Source organism: Pseudomonas sp. FEMGT703P (assembly GCF_002786345.1).
Classification (GTDB): domain Bacteria; phylum Pseudomonadota; class Gammaproteobacteria; order Pseudomonadales; family Pseudomonadaceae; genus Aquipseudomonas; species Aquipseudomonas peli.
On record NZ_PGCM01000012.1, the window covers coordinates 75,621 to 92,950 of the forward strand.

Genomic DNA, 17,330 nt, shown 5'->3' on the forward strand with positions numbered 1-17,330 from the left:
CTGCACCTACCCTTGTTGGAGCCCCGCAATGCCGAAGAATGGACTGCTTCTGGCACTTGTCCTGAGCCTGCTCAGCGCCTGTGATTCATCCACCCCTGGGCCCGCCGAAGTGACGGCGACCCAAACCACCCCTGTCAGCAGCGAGGCTGCCAAGCCGGCGGTTGACCGTAAAGCGCTGGCCGAGCGTTACGCGGGCCGCGAGCTGACCGTGGTGGATGTCTCGGAGGTGCAGCTGGATGGTGCCAGCACGCTGTCGATCAGCTTCTCAGTGCCGCTCGACCCTGAGCAGAAGCTCGCCGAGCGTCTGCACTTGGTCGATAGCAAAGACGGCAAGGTCGATGGCGCCTGGGAGCTGGCGGACAATCTGATGGAGGTGCGCCTGCGCCACCTGGAACCACAGCGCAAGCTGGTGCTGACCGTGGATGCCGGCCTGCTCGGGCTGAATGGCAAAAGCCTTGCCGCCGAGCAGGTCTCCCGCCTGGAAACCCGCGACCTGCAAGCCAGCGTCGGTTTTGCCAGCCGTGGTTCTTTGCTGCCCACACGCCTCGCTGAAGGCCTGCCGGTGATTGCGCTGAACGTCGACAAGGTGAATGTCGAGTTCTTCCGCATCAAACCTGAATCGTTACCGGCCTTCCTCAACCGCTGGGGCCGCGCGAGCAATCTGGACAACTGGGAAGCCCGTAGCCTGCTGCCGATGGCTGATCTGGTCTACGGCGGCCGCTTCGATTTGAACCCGGCGCGCAACACCCGCGAAACCCTGCTGCTGCCGATTGCCGGCCTGGAGCCGTTCAAGCAGCCCGGCGTGTACCTGGCGGTGATGCGTGAAGCCGGCAGCTACAACTACTCGCAACCGGCCACGCTGTTCACCCTGAGTGATATTGGCCTGTCCGCGCGGCGCTACCAGAACCGTATCGATGTGTTCACCCAGGCCCTGGCCGGCGGTGATGCCCTGGGTGATGTAAGCCTGGAAATCCTTGATGCCGAAGGCCAGGTGCTGGCCGAAGGCAAGACCGATGGCGCCGGCCATGGCGAACTGCCGCTGCCGCCCAAGGCCGAAGTGCTGCTGGCCCACCAGGGCGAACAGACCAGCCTGCTGCGCCTGAACACTGCGGCATTGGACCTGGCCGAGTTTGATATCGCCGGCCCCGTCGCTCACCCGTTGCAGTTCTTCGTGTTCGGCCCGCGTGACCTTTATCGCCCCGGCGAAACCGTATTGCTAAACGGCCTGCTGCGCGATGCCGATGGCCGCGCGGTAAAAGCCCAGCCGGTAAATGTGGAAGTGCGCCGGCCGGATGAGCAGGTCAGCCGCAAATTCGTCTGGCAGGCTGATGATGCCGGCCTCTATCAGTATCAGCTGCAACTGGCCGATGAAGCGCCGACCGGGCGCTGGCAGCTGCTGTTCGACCTCGGCGATGGCCGCCAGCAGTTGTATGAATTCTCTGTAGAAGACTTCCTGCCCGAGCGCATGGCCCTGGAACTCAAGGGCAGCGATGTGCCTTACAGCCCGGCAGAAAATGCCCAGTTCGACGTGACCGGACGCTACTTGTACGGCGCACCGGCCGCTGGCAATCGTCTCAGCGGGCAACTCTATGTGCGGCCGCTGCGTGAGGCGGTGGCGAGTTTGCCGGGCTATCAGTTCGGCTCGGTTACCGAAGAAGAACTGAGCGAGGACATCGAGCTGGATGAAACCAGTCTCGACGAGCAGGGCAAGGCCAGTCTGGATATCGAAAGCCGTTGGAGCGATGCCAAATCGCCGCTGCGTTTGATCCTGCAAGCCAGCCTGCAGGAGTCCGGCGGTCGTGCGATTACTCGGCGGATTATCCAGCCGGTCTGGCCAGCCGAGCGTCTGCCCGGTGTTCGCGGGCTGTTTGACGGCGAAGAAGTGGACGCCGACAGCCTGGCCGAGTTCGAAGTGCTGGTGGCCGATGCCGAGGGCAACAAGCTGGCGGCTGATCAGCTCAGCGTGCGCCTGATTCGTGAGCGCCGTGACTACTTCTGGAATTTCTCCGAGAGCGATGGCTGGAGCCATAACTACACCGAGAAATTCCTTACCCTTAACGAAGAAACCCTCAAGGTCAGCGCTGGCGGCACCGCCAAGATCAGCTTCCCGGTGGAGTGGGGCCCGTACCGCGTCGAGGTCATCGACGGTCAGACTGGCATGCTCAGCAGCATGCGCTTCTGGGCCGGCTACCGCTGGCAGGACAACGCCGACGGCGGCGCCGTGCGCCCGGATCAGGTCAAGTTGGCGCTGGATAAACCGGCGTACGTCGATGGCGATACTGCCCAGGTCACCGTCACCCCGCCTTCTGCGGGCAAGGGTTACCTGATGGTGGAGTCCAGCGAAGGGCCGCTGTGGTGGGAAGAGATCGAAGTGCCGGCCGAGGGCAAGACCTTCGACATCCCGATTGCCAAGGACTGGGCGCGGCATGACCTGTATGTCAGCGCCCTGGTGATTCGCCCCGGCGAGCGCAAGAGCAATGCCACGCCTAAACGTGCGGTTGGCCTGCTGCATCTGCCGCTGGAACGTGCGCCGCGCAAACTGGCGCTGACTCTCACCACTGCGGAGAAGATGCGCCCCAATCAGCCACTTAAGGTCAAGGTGCAGGCGCGCAACGCCGACGGCAGTATCCCGAAACAGGCTCAGGTGCTGGTGGCCGCGGTGGATGTCGGCATCCTCAATATCACCGAGTACGCCACGCCCGATCCATTCGCCAACTTCTTCGGTCGCAAGGCCTATGGCGCGGACCATCTGGATATCTACGGGCAACTGATCGAAGCCGGCCAGGGTCGAGTGGCCAAACTGGCCTTCGGCGGTGACGCGGCGCTGGCCGGTGGCGGCAAACGTCCGGATACCAGCGTGCTGATTGTCGCGTTGCAGAGTGAGCCGCTGGCACTGAACGAGCAGGGTGAAGGCGAAGTCAGCCTGAATATCCCCGACTTCAACGGCGAACTGCGGCTGATGGCGCAAGCCTGGACTGATGAGCACTACGGTATGGGCGAAGGCAAGACGGTGGTCGCTGCACCGCTGATTGCCGAGCTGTCGGCGCCGCGCTTCCTCGCCGGCGGCGATGAAACCACCCTGGCCCTGGACCTGAGCAACCTGTCCGGGCGCGAGCAGAAACTCGATGTACAACTGAGCGCCGAAGGCCAGTTGCGTCTGGCGCAGAATCCGGGGGCGGCAGTAGCGCCGATCACCCTGGCCGATGGTCAGCGCACCATCCTGCGCATTCCGGTCACCGCGCTGGGTGGTTACGGCCAAGGGCGCTTCAAGGTCAGCGTCACTGGCCTGGCCTTGCCGGGTGAGGACCTGCCGCCGTTCAGCCGCGAGTGGACGCTGGGCATCCGTCCGGCCTACCCTGCGCAGCTGCAGCACTTCCGCGCGGTGCTCAAAGACGAAGCCTGGCTGCTGCCTGCCGATGCCTTGAGTGCTTTTGAAACGGCGGGTCTGGAAGCGCGCTTGGCGATTTCCAGCCGGCCGCCGCTCAACCTGGGTGAGCAGATTCGTGCGCTCAAGGCGTATCCGTATGGCTGCCTGGAGCAGACCACCAGCGGTCTGTACCCGTCGCTGTATGCCGATGCTGCAACGCTAAAACGTCTGGGCGTGGAAGCCGAGCCGGATGAGCAGCGCAAGCGCTCCATCGAGTTGGGCATCGAGCGCCTGCTGAGCATGCAGCGCTACAACGGCAGCTTCGGTCTGTGGGGTGCGGACAGCGATGAGGAATACTGGCTGACCGCCTACGTCAGCGACTTTCTCCTGCGTGCCCGCGAGCAGGGCTTTGGCGTACCGGAAGAGGCGCTGAAAAAGGCCAACGAACGCCTGCTGCGCTACCTGCAGGAACGTCACCTGATCGAGGTCAACTACAGCGACAACGCCGAACACAGCCGTTTTGCCGTGCAGGCCTACGCCGGTTATGTGCTGGCGCGCAGTCAACAGGCACCATTGGGTGCGCTGCGCAGCCTGTATGAGCGGCGCAGTGATGCACGCTCCGGTTTGCCGCTGGTGCACCTGGCCGTGGCCCTGCAGAAAATGGGCGATCAGCCGCGTGCCGACGAGCTGCTGACCGCCGGCCTGGCCCGTGGTCGTGACAGCAATACTTGGCTGGCCGACTACGGCAGCCCGCTGCGCGATCAGGCGCTGATTCTGGCGCTGCTGGAAGAGCACGACCTGGCCGGCAATCGCCGCGAAGAGCGCCTGTTCAACCTGGCCGATGAAGTGGCCGGGCAGCAGTGGCTGTCGACCCAGGAGCGCAACTCGCTGTACCTGGCCGGGCGCAACCTGCTGAGCAAGCCGGAGCCGAGCTGGCGCGCCGCGCTGCAAAGCGGCAGCCTGGCTTTCGAGCTGAGCAATGCGCAGCCGGGGCTCAAACTCGATGGCAGCGACCTTACTGCGCCGTTGAGCATCCGTAATTCGGCAAGCAAGCCGGGTGATACCCCGCTGTATCAGCAGCTGACCCTGTCCGGTTATCCCAGTCAGGCCCCAGCTGCCGGTGGTGAAAACCTCAGTATCTACCGCGAATACCTAGGTATGGACGGTGAGAAGCTGGACCTGAGCAACCTGCAAAGCGGCGAGCTGGTGCTGGTGCACCTGGCTGTATCCGCCCAGCAGCGCGTACCGGATGCTCTGGTGGTCGACCTGCTGCCGGCGGGCCTGGAGTTGGAAAACCAGAACCTGGCACAAAGCTCGGCCAGCCTGGATGACGCCAGCAGTGCGGTGAAAGAATGGCGTGAGTCGATGCAGAACGCGGCGATCAAGCACCAGGAGTTCCGTGGTGATCGCTACGTTGCGGCGCTGGATGTAAACGGCTACGACACCACCCACCTGCTGTACCTGGCCCGCGCTGTTACCCCGGGAAGCTACCGCGTGCCGCCATCGCAAGTAGAGTCGATGTACCGGCCGAACTGGCAGGCCCTGGGCACCACGCCGGGGCGTCTGGTGGTCAAGGAGCGCTAGAACGCACAAGGCCCGCCAAATTGGCGGGCCTTGTTGTTTAGCCGGTGTGCTTAGAACCTGTTTGCGATCTCGCGAGCTAGAGTCATGCAAGGCGCTACGTTAGTAACAGCCTCCGGCTGGTCAAAGCAGGCGAGGAAGCGGAGTGTACGAGCTGTACATGAGCATTCCGAGCCTGCTTTTAACGCAGCAGGGCCGAAGCGCAGCAGGTCGTAGACGGGTTCTTAGCTGATCAGACCGCTCAGCAGCCACAATCCGAGCACCAGCCAGATCACCCCAGCAATGATCGAGCGGCGGATAAAGGCGCGTACCGCCAGGTACAGCAACCAGAGACCGGCCAGCAGAACCACGATGCTGAGCAATGATGGCGTTACCCCCAAGGCCTTGGACATGCCCGTGATAAAGCTGCTGACCGCGCCGCCGATCATGCCGAAAAAGCCGCTCAAGCCTTCGACGATAAAGCGGATCACCGAGCCGACTGCCTCGCCAAGGGATTCAAAAAAACCTTCTACACCCATAGTTCTCGTTCCACTCGACCCTGCGTTGATTGCTACTGCGCGCCAGTGTGCCAGTCATTTGGCAGAATGGCAGCGCTGTTGGCCGGTTGGGCCGTTAATTGTGGTACCGCCCCGCGATGCAAGGAATGGATCAGCGCATGACCCGCGTTAAACAGTTGTATTGGTTGGCTCTGCGCGTGTGGCGTAACCGTTTGTGGCCGTTGCTACGGCGCCCTTGGTTGGGCTTTCCGCTCTGTCTGCTGCTGATTCTGCTCGTGGCCGACCGGCTGTTTCCGCTGCCCTTGCCAGGCGATGACCTGGCCCGCGTGGTGCTGGCCGAGGACGGTGCGCCGCTGTGGCGTTTTGCCGACCGTGATGGCGTCTGGCGTTATCCGATCAGCCCCGGTGAAGTGTCGCCCTATTACCTGGACGCGCTGCTGACCTACGAGGATCGCTGGTTCTATCAGCATCCTGGGGTCAACCCGCTGGCGCTGGGCCGCGCGGCCTGGCAGAACCTCAGCGGCGGGCGCGTGCTCTCGGGCGGCAGCACCCTGTCGATGCAGGTGGCGCGACTGCTGGATCCGCATGCGCGCAGTTATAGCGGCAAGCTCAAGCAGCTGTGGCGCACGCTGCAGCTGGAGTGGCACCTGTCCAAGGATGAAATCCTCACCCTTTATCTCAATCGTGCGCCGTTTGGCGGCACGCTGCAGGGGGTGGCGGCGGCCAGTTGGGCTTATCTGGGTAAGTCGCCGAGCCAGCTAACCCGCGCCGAAGCCGCGCTGCTCGCGGTGCTGCCGCAAGCGCCCAGTCGTTTACGACCGGATCGCCATCCTGAGCTGGCCGAGGCTGCGCGGGATAAGGTCCTCAAGCGGCTGGCCAGTTTCGAGGTGTGGCCGCAGTTGGCGATCAACGATGCGCTGGAGGAGCCGGTGCTGCTGGCGCCGCGTCAGGAACCGCGCCTGGCCCCGTTGCTGGCGCGGCGGCTGAATACGGCGGGCAGTCCACCGCTGATTCGCACGACGATCGATGCCGCCTTGCAGCGCCGTCTGGAAGACCTGCTGCTGGGCTGGCGGGCGCGGCTGCCAGAGCGCACCTCGGCGGCGATTCTGGTGGTCGAGCAGCCGAGCATGGCGGTGCGCGCTTACCTGGGCTCAGTGGATATCGGCGATGTCAAACGCTTTGGCCATGTCGACATGATCAACGCCGTACGCTCGCCGGGTTCGACCCTGAAACCCTTTCTTTACGGCATGGCGCTGGACGAGGGGCTGATCCATTCCGAATCACTGCTGCAGGATGTACCACGCCGGTATGGCGACTATCGACCGGGCAACTTCGCCGCCGGCTTCAGCGGCGCGGTGTCCGCCAGTGAGGCGCTGGCTACCTCGCTCAATCTACCCGCCGTGCAGCTGCTGGAGGCCTACGGGCCGAAGCGCTTTGCCGGTGAATTGCGCAGCGCCGGGGTGCCCTTGCTGTTGCCACCGCTGGCCGAACCCAATCTGGCGCTGATTCTCGGCGGTGCCGGCAGCCGGCTGGAGGAATTGGTCAGCGGTTACAGCGCCTTTGCCCGTGGCGGGATGGCCGCACGGCTGCGTTTGCAGCCACAGGATGGGCTGCATGAGCGGCGCCTGCTGTCGCCCGGTGCCGCGTGGATTGTGCGGCGTATTCTCAGCGGCCAGGCCCGGCCGGACCGTGATCCGCGCGCGCAGCTGGTGCAGCGCCCGAGCCTGGCCTGGAAGACCGGCACCAGTTACGGTTTTCGCGATGCCTGGGCGATTGGCGTGGCGCCACGCTACCTGATTGGCATCTGGATCGGCCGCCCTGACGGTACGCCAGTCTCCGGGCAGTTCGGCCTGGCTTCGGCTGCACCGCTGCTGCTGCAGGTGCATGATCTGCTGGTTAACCGCGACAGCCAGCGCGGCATTGCCCTGCCGGTTGATCCACAACCAGCCTCGGTCGGTGTGGCCGCTATCTGTTGGCCGCTGGGCCAGCCGCTGGACAGCCGTGACCCCAACTGCCGACGTCAGCGTTTTGCATGGACTCTGGACGGCACCACGCCGCCTACTTTGCAGGCGCAGGACCAGCCGCTGGGTTTGGGGTTGCAGGAAAACATCTGGGTCAATGCTGCCGGGCTGCGCGTTGATGCCAGTTGCCCGGATGCCACGGTGCAGAGCCTGGCGCTGTGGCCGGCGCCGCTGGAGCCCTGGCTGCCACGCCGCGAGCGGCGCAGTGCGCGCCTGCCGGCGGTTGATTCGCAGTGCCCACCACGGCATATGCCCGTTGCCGCGCCGCTGTCGATAGTCGGTGTGCGCGAAGGCGACCGTTTACGCCGTCCGGCCGGCAGCGCCGAACCTCTGCGATTGCGCCTGTCTGCCCTGGGCGGCAGTGGCCGGCGTTGGTGGTTTGTCGACGGCCAGCCGGTGGCGGAAACCACGGCCGATGTGGCGCTGAACCAGCTGTTCTCTCGCCCCGGTCGCTATCAACTCAGTGTCCTCGACGAGAGTGGTCAGACCGCCAAGCTGAGTTTCAGCGTATTGCCGTGAGTGTTGCCCAGAAGGACTACGTTGAAAAATAAACGCCCCTGTTGTGCCAAGGTGCTCAAGACGCCGGGTTGCGGGTCGATAGGGTTATACATCGGCGAGCGTTTGAGTTTGTATACAAAATTGTATTCAATTGACTCTTCGAATAATAACGAGAGGGTATCCCCATGGGCTTGTGGAAGCGCAGCATTCAGTGGCAGCTGATTCTCAGCATGGGCGCCGCCCTGCTCACCAGTATTTTGATCGTCGTGGGCGTTTACTCGGCAGTGGTTAACCGCCTGACTGAACGCTTTCTGGTGGAAGAGGCCTTGCCGGCGCGGGTACTGGCGATCCGCAACGACCTGGAGAGGGTGCTGACCGCACCGATCACCGCCAACGCCGGGATTGCCGCTAATACCTTTATTCAGGACTGGCTGGCGGCTGGCGAAGATGAAGGCCAGCGCGACGCCGTGGCGCGTTACCTGGAGGGCGTGCGCACGCAGCAGAACGCCATGACCACCTCGATTGCTGTGTTGGAAAGCGGCAACTACTTCACCGGCGAGGGCCTGGCCCGGGTGATCAGCCGTGATCAGCCGGAAAACCAGTGGTTCTACAAGCTGGTCGACAGCAGCCGTGATCAGGTGCTGGAAATCGATATCGACAAGGGCACACGACTGCCGACCCTGTTTATCAACCAGCGGATCAAGCAGGGCGGCAAAACCCTCGGTGTTTCTGGCTTGGGGTTCAGCCTCAAAGCCATGTCGGAAATGATCCGCGACTTTCGTTTTGGTGAGCGCGGTCAGGTGTTTCTGATCGATGCTCAGGGCGAGGTCAAGGTGCATCCACAGGCCGACCTGAGTGGCAGTGGCCGCCTCGCCGAGTTGTTTGGCAAGGCGCCGGCGGATGAACTGTTGAGCGGCGGTGGTAAGGCAGTACGTTTCGAGCGTGATGGTGAAACCTACCTGGCGGTGGCACAGAAGCTGTCCAGCCTGGATTGGCTGCTGGTCAGTGAGGTGCCGGAAGCGGAAGTCTATGCCGAAGCGCGTCAGGCGCTGCTGATGACCAGCGCCATTGGGGTGGGTGTAGCCTTGCTGTTCCTCGGCCTAGTGGTGCTGTTGGCGCGTGGCCTGGTGCGGCCGATCCGCCAGGTGACCGCTGCACTGGTGGAAATTGGCGGCGGCGGTGGCGACCTGACCCGTCGCCTGGATGAGTCCCGCGAGGATGAGCTGGGCGATCTAGCCCGTGGCTTCAACCGCTTTATCGGTGGTCAGCGCAGCCTGATCAGCGATGTGCTGGCGACCAGCGAGCGTTTGCGTGCCTCGGTCAGCCAGGTCGCGCAGGTGGTCGACAACACTGCTGGGCGTTCCGGCCAGCAGCAAGAAATGACCGATATGGTCGCCACGGCGGTGCACGAGATGGGCCTGACCGTGCAGGAAATCGCCCGTAATGCCAGCAGCGCCGCGCAGTCATCGCAAAGCGCACGGGACGAGGCGCAGGGCGCGCGTAATGAGGTGCGCCAATCCATCGGGCATATCGAGAGCATGTCCACTGATATTGGTAATGCCGCCGCCGCAGTCAGTGAGCTGGCCGAGCAGGTGGCCTCGATTGATCAGGTGCTGGCGGTGATTCGTGGGATTTCCGAGCAGACCAACCTGCTGGCGCTGAACGCGGCCATCGAAGCTGCGCGCGCGGGCGAGATGGGCCGTGGTTTTGCTGTGGTAGCCGATGAAGTGCGCACCCTGGCCAGTCGCACGCAGAGTTCGACCGATGAAATTCAGCAGATGATCCAGCGCCTCAAGCAGGGCGCGGAAACGGCCGTGAGTTCCATGCATGCCGGCCAGCGTGCGACCGGAACTGGTGTGCAAGCCAGTCAGCGGACGGGTCAGTCGCTTAGCGCGATTACCGAGCAGATTGAACGCATCAGCGATATGAACACCCAGGTGGCCACCGCGACCGAGGAACAGTCATCGGTGACCGAGGAGATCAACCGCAACGTGCAGGGCATTGCCGACCTGGCGCATGCCACCGCCGGCGAGGTGCAGGTGTGTAAAGAGGACTGTCAGACCCTGCGCGGTCTGGCGGATGACCTGGCCAAGCAGATGAGCAGCTTCCGTTTGTAGGCGTATGCCGGCGGCACGCCTGTGCCGCCGGACTCAGGCCAGCTCCAGGCGGTTACGCCCGGCAGCCTTGGCCTGATACAGCGCATCGTCGACGCGCTTGAAGAAGCTTTCAGCACTGCCGTCACGGCGCATGTCGTAACAGCCCACCCCAAGGCTCGTGGTCAGCGGCAGGATTGCCCCCGGTACATTGAAGCCTTCACGCTCCAGTTCCAGGCGAAACTGCTCGGCCAGCAAGCGTGCCTGTTCCAGCGGGGTGTTGGGCATCAGGATGCCGAATTCTTCGCCGCCCAGGCGCAACAGCGCGTCGCTGTCGCGGCGGAAGTTCTGCCGCATGCGCTCGGCAAAATCGCTCAGGCAGCTATCGCCACAGGCATGTCCGTACTCGTCGTTGATCCGCTTGAAGAAGTCGATATCCAGCAGTACCAGCGATAGCGGTTGGCTCTGCCGCTGGGCATTGGCCACCATCACCGGGAACAGGCTGTTGAACTGATAGCGGTTGCCCAGCTGGGTCAGGCTGTCGGTGCGGCTGAGGTGTTCGAGGCGCTCCTGCTGGTCGAGCAGCTGCAACTCCAGCTTGAGCGTGTTGTGGTATTCGCGGTGGCTGCGGTTCAACGCCAATAGTAGGTAGCTGAGGTAAAAGCTCAGGGTAATCAGAAGGGCGTACTGCTCGCGCCATGCCAGTGCCAGCGTGAGCAGCCCCGGCAGGTAAATCAGCAGCAATGCCAGGAGCGCGCGCTTTTTGCGCATGGCGAAGTTAAAGGCCAGGGCGGTGCTAAAGGCGATGGTGCTGAGGGTGGCGATAATCGCTGAGCTGCTGAACAGCGGATGGTGCTGCGCCAGGGCATGGGCAGCGCCCCAGCTCAGCGCGGTGATCAGAATCAGGCTCCAATGCAGGTTTAGCCAGCGGCTGAGTGAATCGTTGCTCTGCTCCTGAGGCAGGCGGTGTAGCAGGCGTAGAGCCAGCAATAGGGCAAATAGGGCGATGCCGACGACACCCGGCAGCACCAGCGCGGCCGGGTCATTGCTGAACGCCCACGTGAGCAGCCAGGCCAGCAGGTAATAGATGCCACCCAGTGGCGAGCGAATGCGTGTGTCTTGCGCTTCGCGCCAGAGGGCGAAGGCGTGTGGTTGGCGAGGTACTTGGGCTTCAGCCATGGCTTGTGATCACAAATAGCAGCGTTATAGCAGCATAACTCTTTGCTTTTGAAAAAGCTGTCACATTGCTATCGCGCCTTGGGCGACACCCAATGCCGAGCTGGCATGCGCCAGCACGGGGTTACAGCATGATCGCCGCGTCGAACTCAGTGGCCGAGTACCCGCTCAATCGCTTCAGGATTTTCGTGGGTGCCGAAACGATCAACGATGGTGGCGCTAGCCTCGTTCAGGCCCAGAACGTGGACCTCAATACCTTCGCGGCGCAGTTTGATCACCACTTTGTCCAAGGCGGCAACGGCGGTGATGTCCCAGAAGTGTGCGCGGGACAGGTCGATGGTGACCTGGCGGACGGTGTCCTTGAAATCAAAGGCGGCGATGAATTTGTCGGCAGAGCTGAAGAACACCTGTCCAACCACCTTGTAGGTACGCTGGCGGCCCTCGCTGTCGAGTTCAGCGCTGATGTAGAGGAAGTGGCCAATCTTGTTGGCGAAGAACATGGCCGCCAGCAGCACCCCGACAAACACGCCGTAGGCCAGGTTGTGGGTGTAAACGGTCACGGCCACGGTGGCGAGCATCACGATATTGGTGGAGAGCGGGTAGTGCTTCAGGTTGCGCAACGAGTCCCAGCTGAAGGTGCCGATCGACACCATGATCATCACCGCCACCAGCGCGGCCATGGGAATCTGGCTGACCCAGTCGCTGAGGAATACCACCATCAGCAACAACACCACGCCGGCCACCAGGCACGACAGCCGCCCACGGCCGCCGGATTTCACGTTGATGACTGACTGGCCGATCATCGCGCAGCCCGCCATACCGCCCAGCAGGCCGGAGGCGATATTGGCCACGCCCTGGCCTTTGCATTCGCGGTTCTTGTCGCTGTTGGTGTCGGTCAGGTCATCAATGATGGTCGCGGTCATCATCGACTCCAGCAAGCCCACCACAGCCAGCGCAGCGGCGTAGGGAAAGATGATGGCCAGGGTTTCAAACGTCAGCGGTACATCTGGCCAGAGGAAAATCGGCAAGGTATCCGGCAGCTCGCCCATGTCACCGACGGTGCGGATATCCAGGCCGAAATACATGGCCACGGCAGTCATCGACAGGATGCACACCAGCGGTGAGGGGATCACCTTGCCGAGCTTCGGCACATAGGGGAACAGGTAAATGATGGCCAGGCCCGCCGCGCACATGGCGTAGACCTGCCAGGTGACGTTGGTCAGCTCCGGCAGCTGCGCCATGAAAATCAGGATGGCCAGGGCGTTGACGAAGCCGGTAACCACCGAGCGCGAGACAAAGCGCATCAGCGAGCCGAGCTTGAGGTACCCGGCGCCGATCTGCAGCACGCCAGTCAGCAGGGTCGCTGCCAGCAGGTATTCCAGGCCGTGGTTTTTCACCAGAGTGACCATGACTAGAGCCATGGCCCCGGTGGCGGCGCTGATCATGCCTGGGCGGCCACCGACAAAGGCGATCACCACGGCGATACAGAATGAGGCATACAGGCCGACCTTGGGGTCGACGCCGGCGATGATCGAGAAGGCGATGGCTTCCGGGATCAGCGCCAGCGCCACCACCAGACCAGCGAGCACATCGCCGCGGATGTTAAAGAACCAGGTGTTTTTCAGGCTTTGCAACATGGTCAATTCCAAAAACTGGGGGCCGCAGATGCCCGCAAGGGCAGGGCGGATGGGCTAATAAAAACTGGGTACAACGAGAGCAACGCAGCCTTGCGGCCAGCGTACAGGCGCACAGCTACGGCAACGGGTAAGCCGCCGGGCTATGCAGGGAGGGGGCGAAGCGCTATGGCGGCGTAGGCAGCCAGCGGGATGGTTGGGCCAGTGTCATATCGACCTGTCTCGATCCATTCGGGCGAAAAGGGCGCTCACCTTAACACATGCCTCTCAGCCGTCGCCGGCCGCGGGCTGAAGGCTCTGCGAGTTGAACTCAGCAGCAGGCGTGCACTCCTACACCCGCAGCCCAGCGTCTGGCCCGACCAATCGGCACCCTTACCGCCGTGCTGTCATGTTCACGCAGCACACTGCTGTTTCCCGTAAGCACGCGAGTATGACTATTCATGATGTCCGCTGCGAAAGGGGTGCTAGGACGGCTACCTGATGTCAGCCCATGGAAATGGTCGCTATTACTGCTGGCGCTGACCCTGGTTTACCAGATAGGCGTGCAGCACCTGGATAACCGTCTGTATTTCTGGATCAAGACCTCCTGGCATGAAACCGAATGGGAAAGCCGCAGCCTGTGGCTGCCCGAGTACCAGGTGCGCATCGATGCGCTGCCGATTGCCGGGGTGAGCAACAACCTGTCCGGCCTGACCTACGATGAAGGGCGCGACCAGCTCTGGGCGGTGGTCAATAACCCAGAGGAGCTGCTGGCCCTGAGCAAGGAGGGTGAGCTGTTGGCGCGTTATACGCTCAGCGGGTTCAGCGATGTCGAAGGCATCACGTACCTGGGCGATAACCTCTTGTTACTGGCTGAAGAGCGCGATCAGGCGCTGGTGGTGGTCGAGCTGCCGGAAAAACCCGGTGCTCTGTTTCGCGAGGATTACCGGGCGCTGACCCTGGGCATTGATCTGGGCGGCAACCAAGGCTTTGAAGGAGTCGGCTACGACCGTGCGGGTGACCGGCTGTATGTGGTCAAGGAGCATTCACCGCGCAAACTCTATGAAGTGCGTGGCCTTAAAGCCAGCTTCCTGGGTGACTTCAACCTGCAGGTAATCGATCGCCAGGCCTGGATCGATCACAAGGTGTTTGCCACGGACTTGTCATCGGTGCATTACGACGAGCAGACCGGGCATCTGGCCCTGCTCAGCGATGAGTCCAAGGTGCTGATCGAACTGGATGCCGAGGACGGCAAGCTGATCAGCTTCCGCTCGCTGCTCAGTGGCTTCGCCGGGCTGCAAGACAGTGTGCCGCAGGGCGAGGGGCTGACCCTGGATGATCAGGGCAATCTCTATCTGGTCAGCGAACCCAACCTGTTCTACCGCTTTGAACGCGAGAGTCGGCCGGGCGCTTAACCGCGCCTGATCAGCCAGATACCGGCAACGATCAGCAGCAGGCCGCCGACTTTGCCTGCGGTGATCGGCGCTTCACGAAAGCCGGCCCAGCCGAAGTGATCCAAGGTCAGGGCCATGCTCAGTTGCCCGGCGATCACCAGGGCCATAAACAGCACGGCGCCAACCTTGGGGCCGGCAAAGGCGGCGGTGGCGATAAACATCACCCCCAGCAGGCCGCCACTCCAGTGCCACCAGGTCAGGCCTTTCAGCGCACCGAGGCTGGGGAACTCGCGCTGGGCCAGCACCAGAATCAGCAGCGCAAGGGTACCTACGGCAAAGGACACCAGCGCGGCGGCCATCACGCTCGACACCTGTTTGGCCAATTGACCGTTGATGCCCGCTTGCAACGGCAGGCAGGCGCCGGCTACGAAGGGCAGGGCCATCAACCACCAGATGGGGGCAGGCATGGGCATATCTCCAGGTGGGCAAGGGGCGATTATGCCGCAAATGCGCCCCGCGCCGTCAGCCTCACCAGGGTAACGCCTGGCCTTGGTAATCGAGGAATGTGCAGCGTCGGCGACCCAGCTCTGCGGTGATCACCTGAAACAGACCGCTTGCGCTGTCTGCCACACTCAAGGGGGCATCCGCGCCGCCCATGGTGGTGCGCACCCAGCCTGGATGCAGGGCCAGCAAGCTCCAGGGCAGCTCGGCATAGTGGCTGCTCCAGCTCAGCAGCAGGCTGTTCAGCGCCGCTTTGCTGGCACCGTACAGCGGCATGTCGAGGGCGCGGTTGAGCTGCAGGCTGGCCATCTGCGAGCTGATAAAGGCCATCACCCCGCCGGTTTCGATTCGACCGGCAAGCTGTTGCGCCAGGCTGATCGGCGCGACCGCATTGGCGAGAAACAGCTGACCGATCTCCGCGCTGTTGGCCTGGCGCGGGTCCTGATGCGCTGGGCCATAGACGCCGGCATTGAACAGCGCACAGGTCAGCGGTTGGTCGCCCAGGGCGCGGTCAATCAACGGGCCCGCTTCGCGCTGCTCCAGGTCGCACTCGATCAGCTGCAGGCACTGACCATGTTGCGTGGCCAGCGCCTGCAATTCATGGCTACCCGCCAGATTGCGGATCACGGCGTGCACCTGCCAGCCCGCCTGCACAAAGGCCTGGGTCAAACCCAGGCCAATGCCGCGTGAGGCGCCGGTGATCAGGATATGGCGGCTTACGGCCACTGCATTTCACCCTTGAGCACCTTGGCGCTCAGTTCCAGGCTGCTGGCGTCGAGCAGCTGTGGGTACTTGGCTTTCATGGTCTCGATCAGCGCCTGGCTGTTCTGGGCCTTGGGCAGTGCTGCTTCCAGGTCATTCAGGTAGTTGCGGGTAAAGCGCAGGTCATCCAGGCTCAGCGTCGGTTGGCCCATAAAGTGCCCAGGCACCAGGGTCTTTGGCTGCAGCGCTTGCAGTTCGTCCAGGGATTTCAGCCAGGATTTACGCGCCTCTGCGGTTTGTGCATCGGCAATCCAGGGGTGGATGTTGGCGTAGGTCAGCACGCCGCCGACCACGGCCTTGATGCTCGGAATCCACAGGCTGGTGTGCTTGGGGTCATGGCCGATCAGCTCGATGCGCTGGCCTTCCAGGCTCAGGTGGTCGCCTTGCAGGGCTTGCGGCACCATTGTGCGGGCCGGTGCGCTGTCCTTAAGGATCGGGGCCCAGTAGGCCAGCTTCGGTTCACGGCTTTTCTCGATATAGGCGATGGTCTGCGGCGTGGCCAGGACCTTGGCCTTGGGGAAGGCACGGGTCAGGGTGTCCAGGCCGAAGTAGAAATCCGGGTCACCGTGGCTGATAAAGATGGTGGTGAGGGTTTTGCCGCTGGCTTGGATGCGCTCGACCAGCTCCTGCGCTTCACGGTTGGAGAACTGCGCATCGACGAGGATGGCCTCGCGTTCGCCGCTGATCAGCGTCGAGGTTACCGGGAAGATGGCCTTGTCGCCTGGGTTGTAAACGTCCAGGGTCAGCGGTTGGGCGAGGGCAGTGGTGGCCAGGGTCAGCAGGCTGGCGCTGGCGAGCAGGCTGCGCAGGTGAGTGATGATCGACATGGGGAACTCCTGTTGAGTGAATGAGCTCATCTTAGTTGCTTTAAATCGATCAAAAAGCCCCGTAATCTGCGCATGTTTGTTGCGTTAAATGGGCTAATTATGGATCGCCTGACAGCTACGCGGGTTTTTGTCGAAGTGGTGGAGCGTGGCAGCCAGACCGCCGCTGCCGATGCGCTGGAGATGTCGCGGGCGATGGTGTCGCGTTACCTCGGCGAGCTGGAAACCTGGGTCGGCGCGCGCCTGCTGCACCGCACCACGCGCAAGCTGAGCCTGACCGGTGCCGGTGAGCAACTGCTGGGGCAATGCCGCGAGATGCTGGCCATGGCCGACGCCATGCAGAGCGTCAGCCGTACGGACGAGGCCGCGCCGCGCGGCACCTTGCGCATCGCTTGTAGCCAGTCGCTGGCTCAGGCCTGGCTGGTGCACGCGCTGGATGACTTCACCCGGCTGTATCCGCAGGTCAGCGTCGATCTGCTGGTGGGCAGTCAGGCGGTCAATCTGGTGGAAGCGCGTATCGACCTGGCCCTGCGCATCACCAATCAGCTCGACCCCAACCTGATCGCCCGCCAGCTGGCGGTGTGCCGTTCGGTGGTGTGCGCAACACCCGCGTACCTGGCCAGGCATGGCACGCCGCAGCGGCCCGAGGACCTGGCGCAACACAATTGCCTGAGTTATGCCTATTTTGGCCGCAGCATCTGGGAGTTCAGCCGTGCTGGTGAGCCGCATGCCGTGGCGGTCAGCGGCAACCTCAGCGCCAATGAATCCATGGTGCTGCTGGAAGCCGTGCTGGCCGATATCGGCATCAGTTTGCAGCCGCGCTATTCGGTCGGCGCGCATTTGCGTTCCGGGGCGCTGGTGCAGTTGCTGCCTGACTACGAGCCACAGCAATTGGGTATTCACGCCCTGTATGGCACGCGCCGGCAGATGCCGCCGGCGCTGCGGGCGCTGCTGGATTTTCTGATCAAGCGCTTGGCGGATCGGCCGGACTGGGATTTGTAAA

At 63.0% G+C, this 17,330-nt stretch carries 11 protein-coding genes and 1 pseudogene; 6 read left to right on the plus strand and 6 right to left on the minus strand.

Translation table 11 applies throughout. The features are described 5' to 3' along the window. Positions 1 to 28 precede the first annotated feature (28 nt). Positions 29 to 4,951 (plus strand): alpha-2-macroglobulin family protein, encoded by a 4,923-nt coding sequence (locus tag CUR33_RS18100; RefSeq protein WP_289240472.1) that lies wholly within the window; start codon positions 29 to 31, stop codon positions 4,949 to 4,951. 221 nt (positions 4,952 to 5,172) lie between these two features. Here the strand turns inward: CUR33_RS18100 and CUR33_RS18105 are convergent, their stop codons facing one another. After that, positions 5,173 to 5,466 carry a hypothetical protein gene (locus tag CUR33_RS18105; protein ID WP_289240473.1) on the minus strand — a complete coding sequence of 98 codons (294 nt, stop codon included), beginning with the start codon at positions 5,464 to 5,466 and terminating at the stop codon, positions 5,173 to 5,175. 137 nt (positions 5,467 to 5,603) lie between these two features. On the opposite strand from CUR33_RS18105, the gene pbpC reads away from it, so the two are divergent. From pbpC to CUR33_RS20855, 3 genes and pseudogenes are all read left to right on the plus strand, one after another. Further along, positions 5,604 to 7,985, plus strand: coding sequence for a peptidoglycan glycosyltransferase PbpC (gene pbpC, locus CUR33_RS18110; RefSeq protein ID WP_289240474.1), 2,382 nt, complete (start codon positions 5,604 to 5,606; stop codon positions 7,983 to 7,985). Positions 7,986 to 8,194: 209 nt separating this feature from the next. Continuing rightward, a pseudogene (locus tag CUR33_RS20850) lies at positions 8,195 to 9,211 on the plus strand (HAMP domain-containing protein); the annotation flags it as partial. Between the two features lie 141 nt (positions 9,212 to 9,352). Further along, a complete protein-coding gene (locus CUR33_RS20855) occupies positions 9,353 to 10,081 on the plus strand; it encodes a methyl-accepting chemotaxis protein (protein WP_448703234.1) in 729 nt (242 codons plus the stop codon). 33 nt (positions 10,082 to 10,114) lie between these two features. Here the strand turns inward: CUR33_RS20855 and CUR33_RS18120 are convergent, their stop codons facing one another. Further along, on the minus strand, positions 10,115 to 11,236 hold the full coding sequence (locus CUR33_RS18120) for a GGDEF domain-containing protein (RefSeq protein ID WP_289240476.1): 1,122 nt from the start codon (positions 11,234 to 11,236) through the stop codon (positions 10,115 to 10,117). A gap of 146 nt (positions 11,237 to 11,382) precedes the next feature. Beyond that, the gene (locus CUR33_RS18125; protein WP_167147195.1) at positions 11,383 to 12,870 is read right to left on the minus strand and encodes a SulP family inorganic anion transporter; all 1,488 of its coding nucleotides are present in this window, start codon (positions 12,868 to 12,870) and stop codon (positions 11,383 to 11,385) included. Positions 12,871 to 13,307: 437 nt separating this feature from the next. On the opposite strand from CUR33_RS18125, the gene CUR33_RS18130 reads away from it, so the two are divergent. Further along, entirely contained in the window at positions 13,308 to 14,261 is a 954-nt protein-coding gene (locus tag CUR33_RS18130; RefSeq protein WP_289240477.1) for an SdiA-regulated domain-containing protein, read from the plus strand. Here CUR33_RS18130 and CUR33_RS18135 read toward each other — a convergent pair. From CUR33_RS18135 to CUR33_RS18145, 3 genes are all read right to left on the minus strand, one after another. Further along, positions 14,258 to 14,707 (minus strand): DMT family transporter, encoded by a 450-nt coding sequence (locus tag CUR33_RS18135; RefSeq protein ID WP_160089286.1) that lies wholly within the window; start codon positions 14,705 to 14,707, stop codon positions 14,258 to 14,260. The genes CUR33_RS18130 and CUR33_RS18135 overlap by 4 nt on opposite strands. 61 nt (positions 14,708 to 14,768) lie before the next feature. After that, positions 14,769 to 15,467, minus strand: coding sequence for an SDR family oxidoreductase (locus CUR33_RS18140; RefSeq protein WP_289240478.1), 699 nt, complete (start codon positions 15,465 to 15,467; stop codon positions 14,769 to 14,771). Next, positions 15,458 to 16,330 (minus strand): MBL fold metallo-hydrolase, encoded by an 873-nt coding sequence (locus CUR33_RS18145; protein WP_289240479.1) that lies wholly within the window; start codon positions 16,328 to 16,330, stop codon positions 15,458 to 15,460. The genes CUR33_RS18140 and CUR33_RS18145 overlap by 10 nt, the downstream gene beginning before the upstream one ends. Positions 16,331 to 16,429: 99 nt before the next feature. Between CUR33_RS18145 and CUR33_RS18150 the strand changes: the two genes are divergently transcribed. Continuing rightward, the gene (locus tag CUR33_RS18150) at positions 16,430 to 17,329 is read left to right on the plus strand and encodes a LysR family transcriptional regulator (protein WP_289240480.1); all 900 of its coding nucleotides are present in this window, start codon (positions 16,430 to 16,432) and stop codon (positions 17,327 to 17,329) included. The last annotated feature ends 1 nt before the right edge of the window (position 17,330 follow it).